Source organism: Amycolatopsis silviterrae, from assembly GCF_042684085.1.
Taxonomy (GTDB): Bacteria; Actinomycetota; Actinomycetes; order Mycobacteriales; family Pseudonocardiaceae; genus Amycolatopsis; species Amycolatopsis silviterrae.
In genome coordinates this window covers 70999-85528 of the sequence record NZ_JBHUKS010000024.1, presented here as the reverse complement: position 1 = coordinate 85528, position 14530 = coordinate 70999, and the positions used below count along the sequence as shown (strand labels likewise).

General features: G+C 70.4%; 13 protein-coding genes and 2 pseudogenes. 11 read left to right on the top strand and 4 right to left on the bottom strand.

Annotated features, from left to right (window positions below; genetic code table 11):
- Positions 1-64 precede the first annotated feature (64 nt).
- The 4 genes and pseudogenes from ACFSVL_RS30680 to ACFSVL_RS30665 form a co-directional block, all read left to right on the top strand.
- Positions 65-694: pseudogene (locus ACFSVL_RS30680) on the top strand (acVLRF1 family peptidyl-tRNA hydrolase); the annotation flags it as partial.
- Between the two features lie 158 nt (positions 695-852).
- Positions 853-1440, top strand: a pseudogene (locus ACFSVL_RS30675) (ATP-binding cassette domain-containing protein); the annotation flags it as partial.
- Between the two features lie 75 nt (positions 1441-1515).
- Positions 1516-2490 carry an ABC-F family ATP-binding cassette domain-containing protein gene (locus ACFSVL_RS30670; protein WP_378309232.1) on the top strand — a complete coding sequence of 325 codons (975 nt, stop codon included), beginning with the start codon at positions 1516-1518 and terminating at the stop codon, positions 2488-2490.
- A gap of 179 nt (positions 2491-2669) precedes the next feature.
- Complete coding sequence (locus ACFSVL_RS30665; protein WP_003071237.1) at positions 2670-2879, top strand: helix-turn-helix domain-containing protein; 210 nt, start codon at positions 2670-2672, stop codon at positions 2877-2879.
- Here ACFSVL_RS30665 and ACFSVL_RS30660 read toward each other — a convergent pair.
- The gene (locus tag ACFSVL_RS30660; RefSeq protein ID WP_378309230.1) at positions 2866-4176 is read right to left on the bottom strand and encodes a glycosyltransferase 87 family protein; all 1311 of its coding nucleotides are present in this window, start codon (positions 4174-4176) and stop codon (positions 2866-2868) included. The genes ACFSVL_RS30665 and ACFSVL_RS30660 overlap by 14 nt on opposite strands.
- A gap of 179 nt (positions 4177-4355) precedes the next feature.
- Between ACFSVL_RS30660 and ACFSVL_RS30655 the strand changes: the two genes are divergently transcribed.
- Positions 4356-6221 (top strand): ABC transporter ATP-binding protein, encoded by a 1866-nt coding sequence (locus ACFSVL_RS30655; RefSeq protein ID WP_378309046.1) that lies wholly within the window; start codon positions 4356-4358, stop codon positions 6219-6221.
- Positions 6222-6274: 53 nt separating this feature from the next.
- Here the strand turns inward: ACFSVL_RS30655 and ACFSVL_RS30650 are convergent, their stop codons facing one another.
- The gene (locus tag ACFSVL_RS30650) at positions 6275-7003 is read right to left on the bottom strand and encodes a sugar isomerase domain-containing protein (protein ID WP_378309045.1); all 729 of its coding nucleotides are present in this window, start codon (positions 7001-7003) and stop codon (positions 6275-6277) included.
- A 66-nt stretch (positions 7004-7069) separates the two neighbouring features.
- Between ACFSVL_RS30650 and ACFSVL_RS30645 the strand changes: the two genes are divergently transcribed.
- The 4 genes from ACFSVL_RS30645 to ACFSVL_RS30630 all read left to right on the top strand — a co-directional run bounded on the left by ACFSVL_RS30645 (position 7070) and on the right by ACFSVL_RS30630 (position 11052).
- Positions 7070-7810, top strand: coding sequence for an alpha/beta hydrolase (locus ACFSVL_RS30645; RefSeq protein ID WP_378309044.1), 741 nt, complete (start codon positions 7070-7072; stop codon positions 7808-7810).
- An 89-nt stretch (positions 7811-7899) separates the two neighbouring features.
- Positions 7900-9153: a class I SAM-dependent methyltransferase gene (locus tag ACFSVL_RS30640; RefSeq protein ID WP_378309043.1), complete on the top strand. Its 1254-nt coding sequence runs from the start codon at positions 7900-7902 to the stop codon at positions 9151-9153.
- A 108-nt stretch (positions 9154-9261) separates the two neighbouring features.
- Entirely contained in the window at positions 9262-10455 is a 1194-nt protein-coding gene (locus ACFSVL_RS30635) for an LCP family protein (RefSeq protein WP_378309042.1), read from the top strand.
- Between the two features lie 72 nt (positions 10456-10527).
- Positions 10528-11052 carry a GNAT family N-acetyltransferase gene (locus ACFSVL_RS30630; protein WP_378309041.1) on the top strand — a complete coding sequence of 175 codons (525 nt, stop codon included), beginning with the start codon at positions 10528-10530 and terminating at the stop codon, positions 11050-11052.
- Between the two features lie 122 nt (positions 11053-11174).
- Here the strand turns inward: ACFSVL_RS30630 and ACFSVL_RS30625 are convergent, their stop codons facing one another.
- Both ACFSVL_RS30625 and ACFSVL_RS30620 read right to left on the bottom strand, forming a co-directional pair.
- A complete protein-coding gene (locus tag ACFSVL_RS30625) occupies positions 11175-11633 on the bottom strand; it encodes a peroxiredoxin (protein WP_378309040.1) in 459 nt (152 codons plus the stop codon).
- A gap of 36 nt (positions 11634-11669) precedes the next feature.
- Entirely contained in the window at positions 11670-12272 is a 603-nt protein-coding gene (locus ACFSVL_RS30620; protein WP_378309039.1) for a TetR/AcrR family transcriptional regulator, read from the bottom strand.
- A gap of 132 nt (positions 12273-12404) precedes the next feature.
- On the opposite strand from ACFSVL_RS30620, the gene ACFSVL_RS30615 reads away from it, so the two are divergent.
- Both ACFSVL_RS30615 and ACFSVL_RS30610 read left to right on the top strand, forming a co-directional pair.
- Positions 12405-13658 carry an MFS transporter gene (locus ACFSVL_RS30615; protein ID WP_378309038.1) on the top strand — a complete coding sequence of 418 codons (1254 nt, stop codon included), beginning with the start codon at positions 12405-12407 and terminating at the stop codon, positions 13656-13658.
- Positions 13659-13721: 63 nt separating this feature from the next.
- Complete coding sequence (locus ACFSVL_RS30610; RefSeq protein WP_378309037.1) at positions 13722-14525, top strand: MBL fold metallo-hydrolase; 804 nt, start codon at positions 13722-13724, stop codon at positions 14523-14525.
- Positions 14526-14530 lie beyond the last annotated feature (5 nt).

Genomic DNA, 14530 nt, shown 5'->3' with positions numbered 1-14530 from the left:
TCACGGACGCTGATTCCCCCAGGGTTCCCCTCACGGACTCGAAGAAACGTGCGTTCTAGTCCAGGAACGGCTCGACGGCTGGTTCGCGCGCTTCGCGGAACGCAACGACGGCGTGCGCGCCACCGTCCTCTCCGCGACCGAAGTGCGAGTCTCGGCCGGAAACGGCACCACAGCCACCGCGACTGTCCCCTTTGGACCGTTGCCCGAGCGAGGCGAATACCCTGGACTGGCCGTCGAACCCTTGCTCCGGCACGCACAAACGCCACGGCTTATCGCATTGGTGCTAGTCCGCAAGGGCGGGCATTCGCTCGGCCTCGCCTGCGACGGCCGCGTAGTGCTTTCCCGGACCGACCGCCATCACGTCCAGGGCCGAACTGCGGCGGGCGGCTGGTCGCAGCAACGCTTCGCCCGCCGTCGTGAAGGCCAGACGCGGGCCGCGCTGCACTCGGCGGCGCAGGACGCGTACGAAGTGCTGCTCCCGCGAATGTCCGAAGTGGACGCTGTGGTGCTCGGCGGAGACCGCCGGGCGCTGGACGAACTGCGCGCCGACCGCAGGCTCGCCCCGTTGTTCGACCGGGCGGAGCCGCGCGTGCTGGAGATCCCCGAACCGCGGCGCGAGGTGCTCGCCGAGGCGGCGCGGCGGGCGCGCGCCGTGGAGCTGGTGGTGAGGGAGCCGACAGCGCCCCGCGAGTGAATCCGGACACGGCCCCGAAAACCGTTCGACGCCGACCCGTACACTGGGTGCGTGGTCATCAGGGCATTCGTGCGGATTCAGAGAGAATAACCGCCCGCCCCGCATCGTGCGCGGTGCCGGGGCGCTCCAGCACGTCCACCCGACCACCCCCGTCTCCGGGAGTTCTCTTGATCACGGCCTCCGGCCTTGAGCTGCGCGCCGGTTCGCGCATCCTGCTCAACGGCGCCACCCTCCGCATCCAGTCCGGCGACCGCATCGGCCTCGTCGGCCGCAACGGCGCGGGCAAGACCACCTCGCTGAAAGTCCTCGCGGGCGAGGGCGAACCGCACGCGGGCGACGTCCGGCGCAGCGGCGAACTCGGCTACCTGCCGCAGGACCCGCGCGAGGGCGACCTGTCGGTCACCGCGAAGGACCGCGTGCTGTCCGCGCGCGGCCTCGACACCCTGCTGCGCGACATGGAAAAGGCGCAGACCGCGATGTCCGAGCTGGTCGACGACAAGCAGCGGGACAAGGCGATCAACCGCTACGCGCGGCTCGAAGAGCGGTTCTCCTCGCTCGGCGGGTACGCCGCGGAGAGCGAGGCCGCGCGGATCTGCTCCAACCTCGGGCTCGCCGACCGCATCCTGTCCCAGACGCTGAGCACGCTCTCGGGCGGTCAGCGCCGCCGCGTCGAGCTGGCCCGGATCCTGTTCGCCGCCGCCGAGGCGGGCGCGGGCGGCAAGTCCGAGACGATCCTGCTGCTGGACGAGCCGACCAACCACCTGGACGCGGACTCGATCAACTGGCTGCGCGGCTTCCTCAAGCAGCACGACGGCGGTCTCGTGGTGATCAGCCACGACGTCGAACTGCTCGGCGACGTCGTGAACAAGGTGTGGTTCCTCGACGCCACGCGCGGCGAGATCGACATCTACAACATGAGCTGGCAGCGCTACCTCGACGCGCGCGCCACCGACGAGAAGCGCCGCCGCCGCGAGCGCGCGAACGCCGAGAAGAAGGCGTCCGCGCTGCAGGCGCAGGCCGCGAAGCTCGGCGCGAAGGCGACCAAGGCCGTCGCGGCGAAGAACATGGCCCGCCGCGCGGAGCAGATGCTGTCCTCGCTCGACGAGACGCGCCAGGCGGACAAGGTCGCCCGGATCAAGTTCCCGGAACCGGCCTCGTGCGGGCGCACGCCGCTCACCGCGGACGGACTGTCCAAGTCGTACGGCTCGCTGGAGATCTTCACCGGCGTCGATCTGGCGATCGACCGCGGCTCGAAGGTCGTCGTGCTCGGATTGAACGGAGCCGGAAAGACGACATTGCTCCGGCTGCTCGGCGGAATGGAAACTCCGGACACCGGATCCATCGAACCGGGTCACGGATTGCGTTTGGGCTATTACGCACAGGAACACGAAACTCTCGACCACGAAGCGTCGGTGTGGGAAAACATCCGCCATCTCGCGCCGGACACCGGCGCGCAGGAGCTGCGGAACCTGCTCGGCTCGTTCCTGTTCACCGGCGAACAGCTCGACCAGCCCGCCGGAACGCTGTCCGGCGGCGAGAAGACGCGGCTCGCGCTCGCTGGACTCGTGTCCAGCCAAGCCAATGTGCTGCTGCTGGACGAGCCGACGAACAACCTCGACCCGGCCAGCCGCGCGCAGGTCCTCGACGCGCTGCGCAGCTTCGCCGGCGCGGTCGTGCTGGTGACGCACGACCCGGGCGCGGTCGAGGCGCTCGAACCCGAGCGCGTGATCCTCCTTCCGGACGGAACCGAGGACCACTGGTCCGCCGATTATCTTGAACTTGTCCAGCTTGCCTGACCGAGTGCGTCCGTTCGGGTGCTTACCGTGTCGGGCACAGCACTGGAATGGCCCAATGTGATCGCGGTTTCGATCGTTTTACGGCTGTCGTCTGGCAATCCGGCGCGTAGTGTTCGATCATTGCCCCGGCAGGGGCCGTGAATGGCCCGGAACAACCACTCGGCGGGAAGGCGATCGACGTGGCTGATCTCAAGAAAGGCGCGCGGATCACCGGCAACACGCGCGACAAGCTGGCCGCTGACCTGAAGAAGAAATACGAGAAGGGCTCGAGCATCCGGGCGCTGGCCGAATCCACCGGACGGTCCTACGGGTTCGTCCACCGGGTGCTGTCGGAGTCCGGGGTCCAGCTGCGGGGGCGCGGCGGGGCCACGCGAGTCAAGAAGAAGTAGCGTCAGCGCGGCCGTTGCGCGGGGGGCGCGCGGTCGGTCCGGAGGCCCGGAAGGTCAGCGCGGCGCCGAGGAGTACCAGCGGGTACACGAGGTAGCCGTACCGGGTGGCCGGAGTGAGAAGGATCAACGCGCCGAGTCCGACGGCGGTTCGCGTCAGTGCAGCGGATCCCGTCGCGGGGGGCCGGCGTGCCAGCCAGATCAGCATCGCCACCGCCGCGACACCCACCAGCACCAGGGAAATCACGGTGCCGGCCGGTCCGGCCTGCGCGATCAGATGCCCGGGCAGCGGGCTCGCCGCGGGGGAGCGGACCGCGCCCATGCCGAGCGGGAAGCGGATCACGTGCTCGGTGAACGCCGCCGGGTTCGCCAGATACACCGGCAGGTGCAGCACGATCGTCGTCACGGCCAGCGCGGCCGCGAAGCGACCCGTTGCGGCCCAAGGATTTTCGCCGCGCGCCCGCCGGTAAACGAAGACCGCGAGCACCGCGGCGGCCGGCGCGACGATGAGTTTCGCGCTGATCACCAGCGCCAGCACGAACCCGGTCCATCCCGGACGGCCGGACGCGGCGAGCGCGAAGGTCAGCACCAGCAGGCCCACGATCGCGAGGTCCGGACCGGCCACCGCCCAGGTCAGCGCGGTGAGCGGGCAGGCGATCGCGAGCTGTGCGGCGAAAACCGGGACGCGCGGCCGGTTCAGCAGCCGCCAGGACGCGTAAGCGCAGATCACCGCGGCGAGCGCGAACATCCAGCGCGCGTCGGTCAGTGCATTGAGGACCGGATTGCCGCCGAGCAACGCGCGCGGCAGCCCGAAGACGGTCATCACCGGTCCGTACGGCGTGTAGTCGTTCACCTCCGGCGCGCGGCCGAGCGCGGCGATGTCGACGTACGGGGTTCCGTGCTGCAGCAACAGATCCGCGCTGCGTTCGATCACCCACACCTCGGGCTGCGCGGCCCACGAGAACGGGGTGATCAGCCAGTCGGTTCCGGTCAGCCGCCGGATCACCAGCATCAGCAACGGCGCGCACATCGCGAGCATGACCACCGCGCCGATCCCGATCCAGCGGGAACCGAATTTGCCGTTAGTTTGCATTCCGCGGCGCGCGGAAAACAGCAGCCATCCGCTGTGCGCGGCGGCCAATCCGTATCCGGCGACCGCGAAATTGCCCCAGATCCGGTATCCGTAGAACTCCGAAGCGAGTGCGGTGCCGAGCGCGAAGGCGAAGCAGCCGGCGTAAAAGACGAGATCCCAGGCGGCGACGCGCACCGGATGGGATACCTCGGCGCGCGCAGGGGCCATCAGCAGTTCCACCCGCGTTTCCTCCCCGGCTCGCCGACCCCGAAGCGCCAGGCTACCGAGCCGCGCCCGGCCGCCGTGCCCCGGTCGGGAAGAATGCGGGGCGGCCCGGTGTTGTGCAGGTCATCTCCGGAAAAAAGTTCAAGTAATCTAGAGGTTTTCACGAGCTGGGGGACACTCTGATGGACAACACCTGGGCGCTGCTCAGCTCCGCGATGCGGGCGGGCGAGGCGCCGAAAGCGCTGACCAGGGGCACGCTGCGCCGCGTCGCGCGGTTCGCCCGCCCGCACTGGAAGCGGCTGCTGGCCTTCCTGGTGCTCACCGTGATCTCGGCGGTGCTCGCGGTGACGACGCCGGTGCTCGCGGGCAAGGTGGTCGACGCGATCGTCGGCGGGCACGAGCTGAACGTGGTGGTCTGGCTGTCGGTGGTGATCGCGGTGCTCGCGATCGTCGACGCCGGGATGGGGCTGGCCGAACGCTGGCAGTCCGCGCGGATCGGCGAGGGCATCATCCTCGACCTGCGCGTGGCCGTGTTCGAGCACGTGCAGAAGCTGCCGATCGCGTTCTTCACCCGCACCCGCACCGGGGCGCTGGTCAGCAGGCTCAACAACGACGTGATCGGCGCGCAGCGCACGTTCACCGCGACGTTGTCCGGTTTGGTCACCAACGTGATCCAGCTGGCGCTGTCGCTGATCGTGATGGTGTCGCTGTCCTGGCAGGTGACGCTGGTCGCGCTGGTGCTGTTGCCGATTTTCGTACTGCCCGCACGGCGGCTCGGCCGTCGCATGGCGGGGCTGCAGCGCGAGGCGGCGCAGCTCAACGCCGGGATGACCACGCAGATGACCGAACGGTTCTCCGCGCCGGGCGCGACGCTGGTGAAGCTCTTCGGCAGGCCGCGCCAGGAGGTCGCCGACTTCGGCCTCCGCGCCGGACGGGTGCGCGACATCGGCGTGCGCACCGCGATGCTGACACGCTGGTTCATGACGAGCCTGACGCTCGTGTCGGCGCTCGCACAGGCGCTGGTCTACGGACTCGGCGGCTACCTGGCGCTCACCGGGAAGCTCGAACCGGGCACCGTGGTGGCGCTGGCGCTGCTGTTGACCCGGCTGTACACGCCGCTGACCGCGCTCGCGAACGTGCGCGTGGACGTGATGACCGCGCTGGTGTCGTTCGAGCGCGTCTTCGAGGTGCTGGACCTGGAACCGATGATCAAGGAGCCGGCCGAGCCGAAGAAGCTGCCCGAGGGCGGGGTTTCGGTCGAGTTCTCCGGCGTGAAGTTCGGGTACCCGGCGGCGGACAAGTTCTCGCTCGCTTCGCTGGAGGACGTGGCCACTTTGGACAGCCGGGGCGGCGAAGAAGTGCTGCACGGCGTGAGCTTCCGCGCCGAGGCCGGGCAGATGGTCGCGCTGGTCGGTTCGTCCGGCGCGGGCAAGTCGACGATCGCCTCGCTGCTGCCGCGGCTGTACGACGTGGACGAGGGCGCGGTGCGACTGTCCGATGTGGACGTCAAGGACCTGAGTTTCGCTTCGCTGCGCGAAACCGTCGGCGTGGTGACGCAGGACGGGCACCTGTTCCACGACACGATCCGCGCCAACCTGAGCTACGCGCGCCCGGAGGTCACCGACGACGAGATCTGGGCTGCGCTGGAGAAAGCGCGGCTGGGCGACCTGGTGCACTCGCTGCCGGACGGACTGGACACCACTGTCGGCGAACGCGGCTACCGGCTCTCCGGCGGGGAACGGCAGCGGCTCACCATCGCGCGGCTTTTGCTGGCCCAGCCCAAGGTTGTCGTGCTGGACGAGGCGACCGCGCACCTGGATTCGGAATCCGAGGCCGCGGTGGGCGAAGCGCTCACCGGCGCGCTGGAAGGCCGGACGTCGCTGGTGATCGCGCACCGGCTGTCGACCGTGCGGGCGGCGGATCTGATCCTGGTGGTGGAAAACGGCGACATCGTGGAACGCGGGACGCACGAGGAGCTGCTGGAGCTGGAGGGGCGGTACGCGGAGCTGTACCACACGCAGTTCTCGGAGGAACCTGCTGCGGCGTAGGGACTCGTGAGTGTTGATCACGGTTAGAACCGTGATCAACACTCACGACGTCCTCAGCGCAAGGCGGGCACCCGCGGCTCGTACTTCGCCAGCAGTGCCGCGTTCGCCGCGTCGCCACCCTCCACATTGGAGCTGCGCCACAACGGAACGTCAAGGCCCTCGGCGGTGCCCCGGTCGTAAACCTCAGCCAGAATCAAGTTCCACAGGAACGCATTGACCACAGTGGACAGCGGCCCGGTACGCGGCGCGGACTCCGGATAGCTGGCGTCACCGGGAATCACCAGCGAATCCAGCACCACCGTGCCCTCCTCGACCAGCGTCGTGGGGGACCGGCGCGGCGCGGCGGCCACGCACGCTCGCGACGTCACGGCGATCACTGCGGCACCCCGGCGGCGCGCACCGGCGGCCAGCTCGACCGGGTACGGGTTCACGCCGGAGGTCGAGAACACGACCAGCACGTCGTCCGGTCCCGGCGCGCGTTCGGCCAGGACCTCCTCGGCGAGGCCGGAGCGGCGCTCGGTGCGCGTGCTGTGCTGCGCGCCGTGCAGCGGCAGCAGTTCCGGGTGGTACAGCGGATACACGCAGGCGAGGCCGCCCGCGCGGTAGAACGTCTCGGCGACCGCGGCGAGCGAGTGCCCGGCGCCCGCGGTGAAGATCAGCGCGTCGGCCCGGATCACCCCCAGCAGCAGGCCGGCGGCGGCGGAGACTTGCGCGGCATTGGCCTCCGCGGCTGCCCCGAGCGTGTCCGAAGTGCTTTTCACGAGATCCGTGGCGCTCACCACACCTGCCCTTCCTCGCGGGTCCGGGCACCGAATCTATCGGGTGGACACGCTTCGTGGTGGATTACCGTGGAGTTGATCGAAACGGGGGTGCCGGTGAACGGGAAACGGCAAGGCGGCCAATCGGATCCGGCCGTGCGGGTGTGGCGGGCCCCCGGGCAGACCCGCGCGGTGGCGCTCGTGCTGCACGGCGGAGCCGAACGCAGCACCGCGGTCGTGCGGCCGTGGCGGCTGGCGTACCAGCGGATGGTGCCGCTCGCGCGGTCGCTGCACCGCGCCGGGCGGCGGCACGGCCTGGAAGTCCGGCTGATGCGCAACCGGCTGTACGGCTGGAACGGGCGGCTGGAAAGCCCGGTGCCGGACGCTCGCTGGGCGCTGGACCGCATCCGCGCCGACCATCCCGGGCTGCCGGTGGTCCTCGTCGGCCATTCGATGGGCGGGCGGGTCGCGCTGCGGGTCGCCGACGATCCTGCGGTGACCGGCGTGTGCGCGATGGCCCCGTGGACGCCGCCGGGCGAGCCGGTGGACGCGGTGGCGGACCGGGCGGTGCTGATCGCGCACGGCACCCGCGACCGGATGACCTCGCCCGCCGAGTCCTACGCCTTCGCCGCGCGCGCCCGCGAGGTCACCGACCTGGTGGCCCGGTTCGAGATCGCCGGGGAGGGCCATTCGATGATCCGCCGTCCCGCGGTCTGGACCCGGCTGATGTGTGCTTTCACACTGGACCGGATCGGACCGGGGGAAACGGACGAGACTCTTCGCCAGGCCTGGTCCCGCCCTTCCGGCGACCGGCTGCGCATCCCGGGATGACCGGGGGTCGCGGCCAGGTCGCGAGGGCAGCGGGGGCGAAGCGGGAATATCATGGGGAAGGGCTCGAAAGCCCGTTCGGAGGGAGTGTCTTGTCCACGTCACGAGTCGATCCGACGGTGGTCTCGCAGCCGGTGCCCGACGAATCCCGATGGCCCGGCCTCGCCGAGCCGCCGCATTCGCCGTTGCGGGCGCGCGCGGCGGAGGCGCTGTTCCGGCACGCGGTGAAATCGCTGGCCGTGCGCGTCACGTTCCCGGACGGGACGGTGCTGGGCGCGGGCGGCCCGGACGCGCCGGAGATGCGCATCCACCGGCCCGCGGCGTTCTTCCACCGGCTCGGCGCCGACGCGAAGATCGGCTTCGGCGAGGCGTACCTGGTCGGCGACTGGACGGCCGACGACCTGGCCGGCGTCCTCACGCCGTTCGCCGAGCGGCTGTCCACGCTCGTGCCGCCGTTCCTGCAGCGGTTCCGCCGGCTCGCCGAGCGCGTGCAGCCGTCCGCGGAGGAGAACACCATCGAGGGAGCCCGGTCGAACATCCACCGGCACTACGACCTGTCGAACGACCTGTTCAGCACGTTCCTGGACGAGTCGATGATGTACTCCTCGGCGCTGTTCGGCCCCGGGGACACCCTCACCCAGGCGCAGCACCGCAAGCTCGACAGCGTGCTCGACTACGCGGGCGTGCGCGAGGGCAGCGAGGTGCTGGAGATCGGCACCGGCTGGGGCGAGTTGTCCATCCGCGCGGCCTCGCGCGGCGCGAAGGTCACGTCGCTGACCATCTCGCAGGAGCAGAAGGTGCTCGCCGACGCGCGGATCGCCGAGGCGGGCCTGTCCGACCGCGTCGACGTGCGGCTGTGCGACTACCGCGAGGCCACCGGCGAGTACGACTCGGTGGTCAGCGTGGAGATGATCGAGGCGGTCGGCGCGTCCTACTGGCCCACGTTCTTCTCCACGATCGGCAAGCGGCTGCGCCCCGGCGGGCAGTTCGGCCTGCAGGCGATCACCATGGACCACGACCGGATGCTGGCCTCGGCCAAGTCCTACACGTGGATCCACAAGTACGTCTTCCCCGGCGGCATCATCCCGTCGGTGCAGGCGATCGAGGACGGGATGCGGGAGAACACCCGGCTGAAGCTGGCCGGGATGCGCGAGTTCGGCCAGGACTACGCCCGCACGCTCAAACTGTGGCGGGACCGCTTCCAGCAGCGCTGGGACGACATCCGCGGCTTCGGGTTCGACGACGTGTTCCGGCGGATGTGGGAGTTCTACCTCGCCTACTCCGAGGCCGGGTTCCGGTCCGGGCATCTGAAGGTCCACCAGTTCGGGTTCGCCGACCCGCGCTGAGGCGGCCTCTCCCCTCCGGGACAACCCGCGTAGGGTCCCGCACGTCCACCGCAGGAGGACCGCGCGGGGACACCGCGCGGCCGCACACCGGATCGGGGAGACAGGCCCATGACGTACGGAGGCGACGACGGCAGGCGGCGGATGCCGCCCCGGCCACCGCAGCCACCCGCACGCCCGCGCCAGCAGCAGCGGGCGCAGATGATGCCGCTGCCGGGCAGAGGGCAGAGCCCGTACGACGCCCGCACCCGGCCGATGGGCGCGCGCGGCGAGGCTCCGCCCCCGCCGCCCGGGCCGCCGCGGCAGGACCCGCCGGAGTACGGCGGCCAGCAGCCGCGGCCACGCCGGCGACGGCGGTGGAGCGTCGGCAAGATCCTGCTGACGCTGCTGATCGTGTTCGTGCTGTTCGTCGGCGCGGTCTGGGCGTACCTGGAGTTCTCCATCAACCGGGTGGACGCGATCGGCGACTACGCCGGGCGCCCGGCCGCGGCGTCGGGGACGAACTGGCTGATCGTCGGCTCGGACAGCCGCGAGGGCCTGACCGCGGAGGACGAGGAGCGCCTCGCCACCGGCGACAAGGGCGAGGCGGGCGGGCAGCGCACCGACACGATGATGATCGCGCACCTCCCGGACAACTCGACGAAGCCGACGCTGCTGAGCCTGCCGCGCGACTCGCAGGTGAAGATCCCCGGCCACGGCACCAGCAAGATCAACGCCGCGTTCGCGCTCGGCGGGCCGAAACTGCTGGTCCAGACGGTCGAACAGGCCACCGGCCTGCGCATGGACCACTACGCGGAGATCGGCTTCGGCGGCTTCGCGAAGATCGTCGACGCGATCGGCGGGGTCGACATGTGCATCGACAAGGACATGAACGACCCGATGACCGGCATCGACATCAAGGCGGGCTGCCAGCAGCTCGACGGACGCTCGGCGCTCGGCTTCGTCCGGATGCGGCACGCCGAGGCGACGCCGCGCTCGGACCTCGACCGGGTCGCGAACCAGCGGAAGTTCATCGGCGCGCTGGTGAGCCAGGTGGCGAGTCCGGGCACGCTGCTGAACCCGTTCGACTTCTTCCCGCTGCTCGGCTCCGCGCCGGACGCGCTGACCATGGACACCGGCGACCACGTGCACAACCTGGCCGGCCTGGCGATCGCGATGCGCGGCATCTCGTCCGACGGCGTCACGACCACGACGATGCCGATCACCGACGGGTCGGCGCAGCACTGGGACAAGAAGAAGTCCGCGCGGCTGTTCGACGCGCTGAAGAACGACACCGAGGTGCCGAAGGACATCGTGCTGAACTGAGTTTTCTGGCAACGGCGGCGGGCTTCGCGAAATTCGCGGGCCCGCCGCCGTTTCTGCTGTCAGGATGACGGCATGGAGACTCTCACCGACGGCGTGGTCACCCTCGTCCGCTGGCGCCCGGAGCACCGGGACCTGCTCGTGGACACGGTCGTGGGATCGCTCGACCACATCAGCCCCTGGCTGCCCTGGGCGATCGACGGTTACGACCAGGCCAAGGGCGACGAGTTCATCCGGCACGCCGGGGAGCAGTGGGAGAGCGGGGAAGCGCACCACTACGCGGTCTTCGGCCCGGACGGTGAGCTGGCGGGCAGCAGCGGGCTGATGCGCCGGGGCGACGGTCGGGAGATCGGGTACTGGCTGGCTAAGTCGCAGACTGGCAAGGGGTATGTGACGCGGGCGAGCACGGTGCTGGTCTCGTTGGCGTGGCAGCTGGGGGCTACGCATGTGCTGATCAAGCATGATGCGGAGAATGCGCGCAGCGGGGCGGTTCCGGCTCGGCTGGGGTTTGTTCGGGTGGGGGAGGAAGCTGCCGAGCCGCCGTTGCCTTCGGGGTGCAGCGGGGTGAATGTGGTGTGGCGGCTCGACCGGCCCGCGTAACGCTGGTCCCGTCCCCCGGCCGCGAGCGGTGCCGACCGGCGCCGGATGTCCGTGAGGGGAACCCTGAGCGAATCAGAGTCCCTCAGGGTTCCCCTCACGGACATTGGCGGGAGCGGAGCGGGTCAGGCGTCCGCGCGGTCCCGGAGCGTGCGCAACGCCCGATCAGCGTGCGCGGTGAAGTTCAGTTCGCTCTTGATCACGTCCAGCACCCGTCGGTCCTCACCGATCACGAACGTCTGCCGTTTCGTGTGCAGGGGCAGGATTTTGCGCCACACCCCGAACTGCTTGGCCACCGCACCGTCCACATCGGACAGCAGCGGATAGTCGAACCCGTGCTTCGCGGAGAATTCGCGTTGCTTGCCGACCGCGTCCGGGCTGATGCCGACACGTTGCGCGCCCGCCTCGGCGAATTCTGCCGCCAGGTCTCGGAAGTGGCAGCTTTCCGCCGTGCAGCCGCTCGTCATCGCGGCCGGGTAGAAGAACAGCACGACCGGGCCGTCGGCAAGGAAGTCCGCCAGGGTGCGTTCGACGCCCTGGTCGTCGGGGAGGGTGAAGTCGGGGGCGAGGTCGCCAGGCTGCATCGCGGAGGGGCCTTTCGGGTTGGCTTGCGGGGGAGGTTAGCGGGCGAGGGAGTCCCACAGGCGCATCAGGTGGTCTAGCGCGCCGTCGATCGTTGAGGCGGGCACGCCGTCGCGGGCCTCGGTGGAGATGCCCGCGACGAACATGTGGAACAGCGTTTCCAGTGCCGTCGCATCGGTGTCCGCCGGGAGTTCGCCGTCGGCGACGGCGCGTTCGATGCGGGCCAGGAGGTTCCGGCGCTGGACGTCCCGGTAGCCGGCGAGGAGTGCGCGGACGCGGGCGTTGGCCGGGCCGGTGAGCGTGCCGGTCATGATCAGGAGGCAGCCGAGCGGGTGCGCGGCGTCGGTCTGCATGGCCACTGAGGCGCGCAGGAAGCGTTCGATCGCCTCCCGCGGCGTGCGGTCTTCGTCGGCGAGATGGCTGGCCACCGTTCCGTAGCCCGACATGTAGCGCTCGACGACGCGCACGAACAGGTCTTCCTTGGACGAGAAAGCCGCGTAGAAGCTCGCGGACGACACACCGAGCGCCTCGCGCAGCTGTGCCAGCGACGTCGCCTCGTACCCGTGCTCCCAGAAGACCAGCAAGGCCGCTTCCAGCGCCTGGTCGAGGTCGAACGCGCGCGGCCGTCCGGTGCGCACCATCGAAGCCCTCCCGTGTCGCCTGGTCGCCCAATTGTAGATCTTGCGGTCCACATGTCCGGCCGGGATGTGCTCCCGGACACTTCTGGATCGATCGTTCCGAATATCTGCCGATCCGTGGGTAGCATTTCTGGCATGGTTGATCCAGAAGTAAGGCCGAGCCGGGAAAGGCTCAGCAGGCCGACGGTGTGGCTGTTGGCGGTGGTCTGCGGCTCGGCGGTGGCGAACATCTACTACGCGCAGCCGTTGCTGCCGGTCCTGTCCCGGGCGCTGGGCGTTTCCGAGGCGGCGGGAGGGCTGGTGGTCACCGCTTCGCAGGTCGGATACGCGCTCTCGCTGGCACTGCTGGTGCCCTTGGGAGACGTGCGGGAGCGGCGCGGTCTGGTCAGCCTGTTGCTCGGCCTGACCGCGGTCGCGCTGCTGGGTGCGGCGGCGTCCCCGTCGCTCGGGCCGTTGCTGGCCGCGATCGGCGTCGTCGGGGTGACTTCCGCCGTCGCGCAGATCGTGGTGCCGATGGCCGCGTCGCTGGCCGGGGACCACGAGCGCGGTTCCGTGGTGGGCACGGTGATGAGCGGGCTGCTCATCGGGATCATGATCGCCCGCGTCGTCGCCGGGCTGCTCGCCCAGATCGGCGGCTGGCAGCTGGTGTTCGTCGTCGCCGCGGTGCTGATGGCGGTGCTCGCCGTGGTCCTGCGGCTGGTGCTGCGCCGGGTTCCGGCGCCGGAGCGGACGCCGTATCCGCGGCTGCTGCGGTCGGTCGCGCACCTGGTGCGCACGGAATCGTTGCTGCGCAGGCGGATGGGACTCGCCGCAGCGGGCATGGCCGCCTTCACCATCCTCTGGACGGCGTCCTCGTTCCTGCTCGCCAATCCGCCGTACGGCTACCGTCCGGCCGCCATCGGGCTGTTCGGTCTCGCGGGGATCGCCGGGGCCGGTGCCGCGGTCGTGGCGGGGCGGCTCGCGGACCAGGGCCGTGGACGGCAGGTCGGCACGGCCGGAGTGCTCTTGCTGTTGCTCAGCTGGGGAATTCTCGCGATCGCCGGTGTCGGCGGAGCCGTCGGCGTGACCGCGCTGATCGTCGGGATCATGGCGGTCAATCTCGCGCAGCAGTCGCTGCTGATCAGCCATCAGAGCGCGATCTACCAGCGGGCTCCGCACGCCCGGAGCCGGGTCACGACCGCCTTGATGGTCGCCTCTTTCCTGGGCAGTGCACTAGCTTCCGCGGTGACCGCGGCGCTCTACCCGGTCGTCGGATGGCTCGGCGTCTGCGGGCTCGGCGCGGTGGTCGCGTTGGCGGGCATCGGGATCTGGGTGCTCGAACTCCGCCGGCCGAGTCCGTCCGATCCCTTGCCCGCGGCCGAAACCCCGATCCCGCAACTCGAATCCTGACCACCACCAGAAAGGCCCGTTGTGACCAGCGCGCAGCCAACCCCTGACCACCCGGCGGCCCGGATGCCCGGGCTCTGGACCCGCACCATCGGCGAACTCACCCTGAGCTACGTCCCCGACGCGGCCGTCGCGATGATCCCGACCCGGGTCTACCCGCGCTCGACCGAGGACGACTGGGAAACGCCCCACACGACCCCGGGCGGCCACCTGGCCATGGGCTGCGGAGCCCTGCTCGTCGAACGCGGCCGGACCCGGCTGCTGATCGACGCGGGCCACGGGCGCATCTCCGGCGAGGAGATCGCGCATTTCCAGGACTCGTTCCACCACGTGCGGAGCCTCCCGGAGGCACTGGCCGGACTCGGCGTGGACCCGGCCGGGCTCGACACGGTCGCCTTCACCCACCTCCACGACGACCACAGCGGCTGGGCGCGGCCGGACGCGGCCGAGGGCGGGCGAAGCTTGTTTCCCCATGCCCGATGGGTGCTGGGAGAAGGCGAACCGGCGGTGCTGGCCGGGCACGGCGAACGCGCCGTCACGGTGTCCGACGGCGAGGAGATCGCTGACGGCGTGTGGGCCTGGTCGCTGCCCGGGCACACTGCCGGGCATACGGCTTGGATCCTCGACTCCGGAGACGGCCGGGAGATCGTGGCGTTCGGCGACGCGATGCACTCGCCGGTCCAGGTCGAGCACCCGGATTGGGAGGTCGTGCTCGACGCCGACCGGGCGGCTGCCGAACGCTCGCGCCGTCGGCTCGTCGAATACCTGGCCAGGGACGGCGTCTTCGGATTCGGGGTGCATTTCGCCGACCAGCAGCTGGGCACCGTCGACGGCTCCGGCCAGTGGCGCCCGTGGCGGACCGGTCCGTGAAGGAC

Excerpts from the sequence above, each read along its gene's own strand:
- ACFSVL_RS30630 (WP_378309041.1), top strand. The coding sequence starts at position 10,528 with ATGGAGACTCTCACCGACGGCGTGGTCACCCTCGTCCGCTGGCGCCCG.
- ACFSVL_RS30635 (WP_378309042.1), top strand. The coding sequence starts at position 9,262 with ATGACGTACGGAGGCGACGACGGCAGGCGGCGGATGCCGCCCCGGCCA.
- ACFSVL_RS30615 (WP_378309038.1), top strand. The coding sequence starts at position 12,405 with ATGGTTGATCCAGAAGTAAGGCCGAGCCGGGAAAGGCTCAGCAGGCCG.
- ACFSVL_RS30625 (WP_378309040.1), bottom strand. The coding sequence starts at position 11,633 with ATGCAGCCTGGCGACCTCGCCCCCGACTTCACCCTCCCCGACGACCAG.
- ACFSVL_RS30610 (WP_378309037.1), top strand. The coding sequence starts at position 13,722 with ATGCCCGGGCTCTGGACCCGCACCATCGGCGAACTCACCCTGAGCTAC.
- ACFSVL_RS30655 (WP_378309046.1), top strand. The coding sequence starts at position 4,356 with ATGGACAACACCTGGGCGCTGCTCAGCTCCGCGATGCGGGCGGGCGAG.
- ACFSVL_RS30620 (WP_378309039.1), bottom strand. The coding sequence starts at position 12,272 with ATGGTGCGCACCGGACGGCCGCGCGCGTTCGACCTCGACCAGGCGCTG.
- ACFSVL_RS30660 (WP_378309230.1), bottom strand. The coding sequence starts at position 4,176 with ATGGCCCCTGCGCGCGCCGAGGTATCCCATCCGGTGCGCGTCGCCGCC.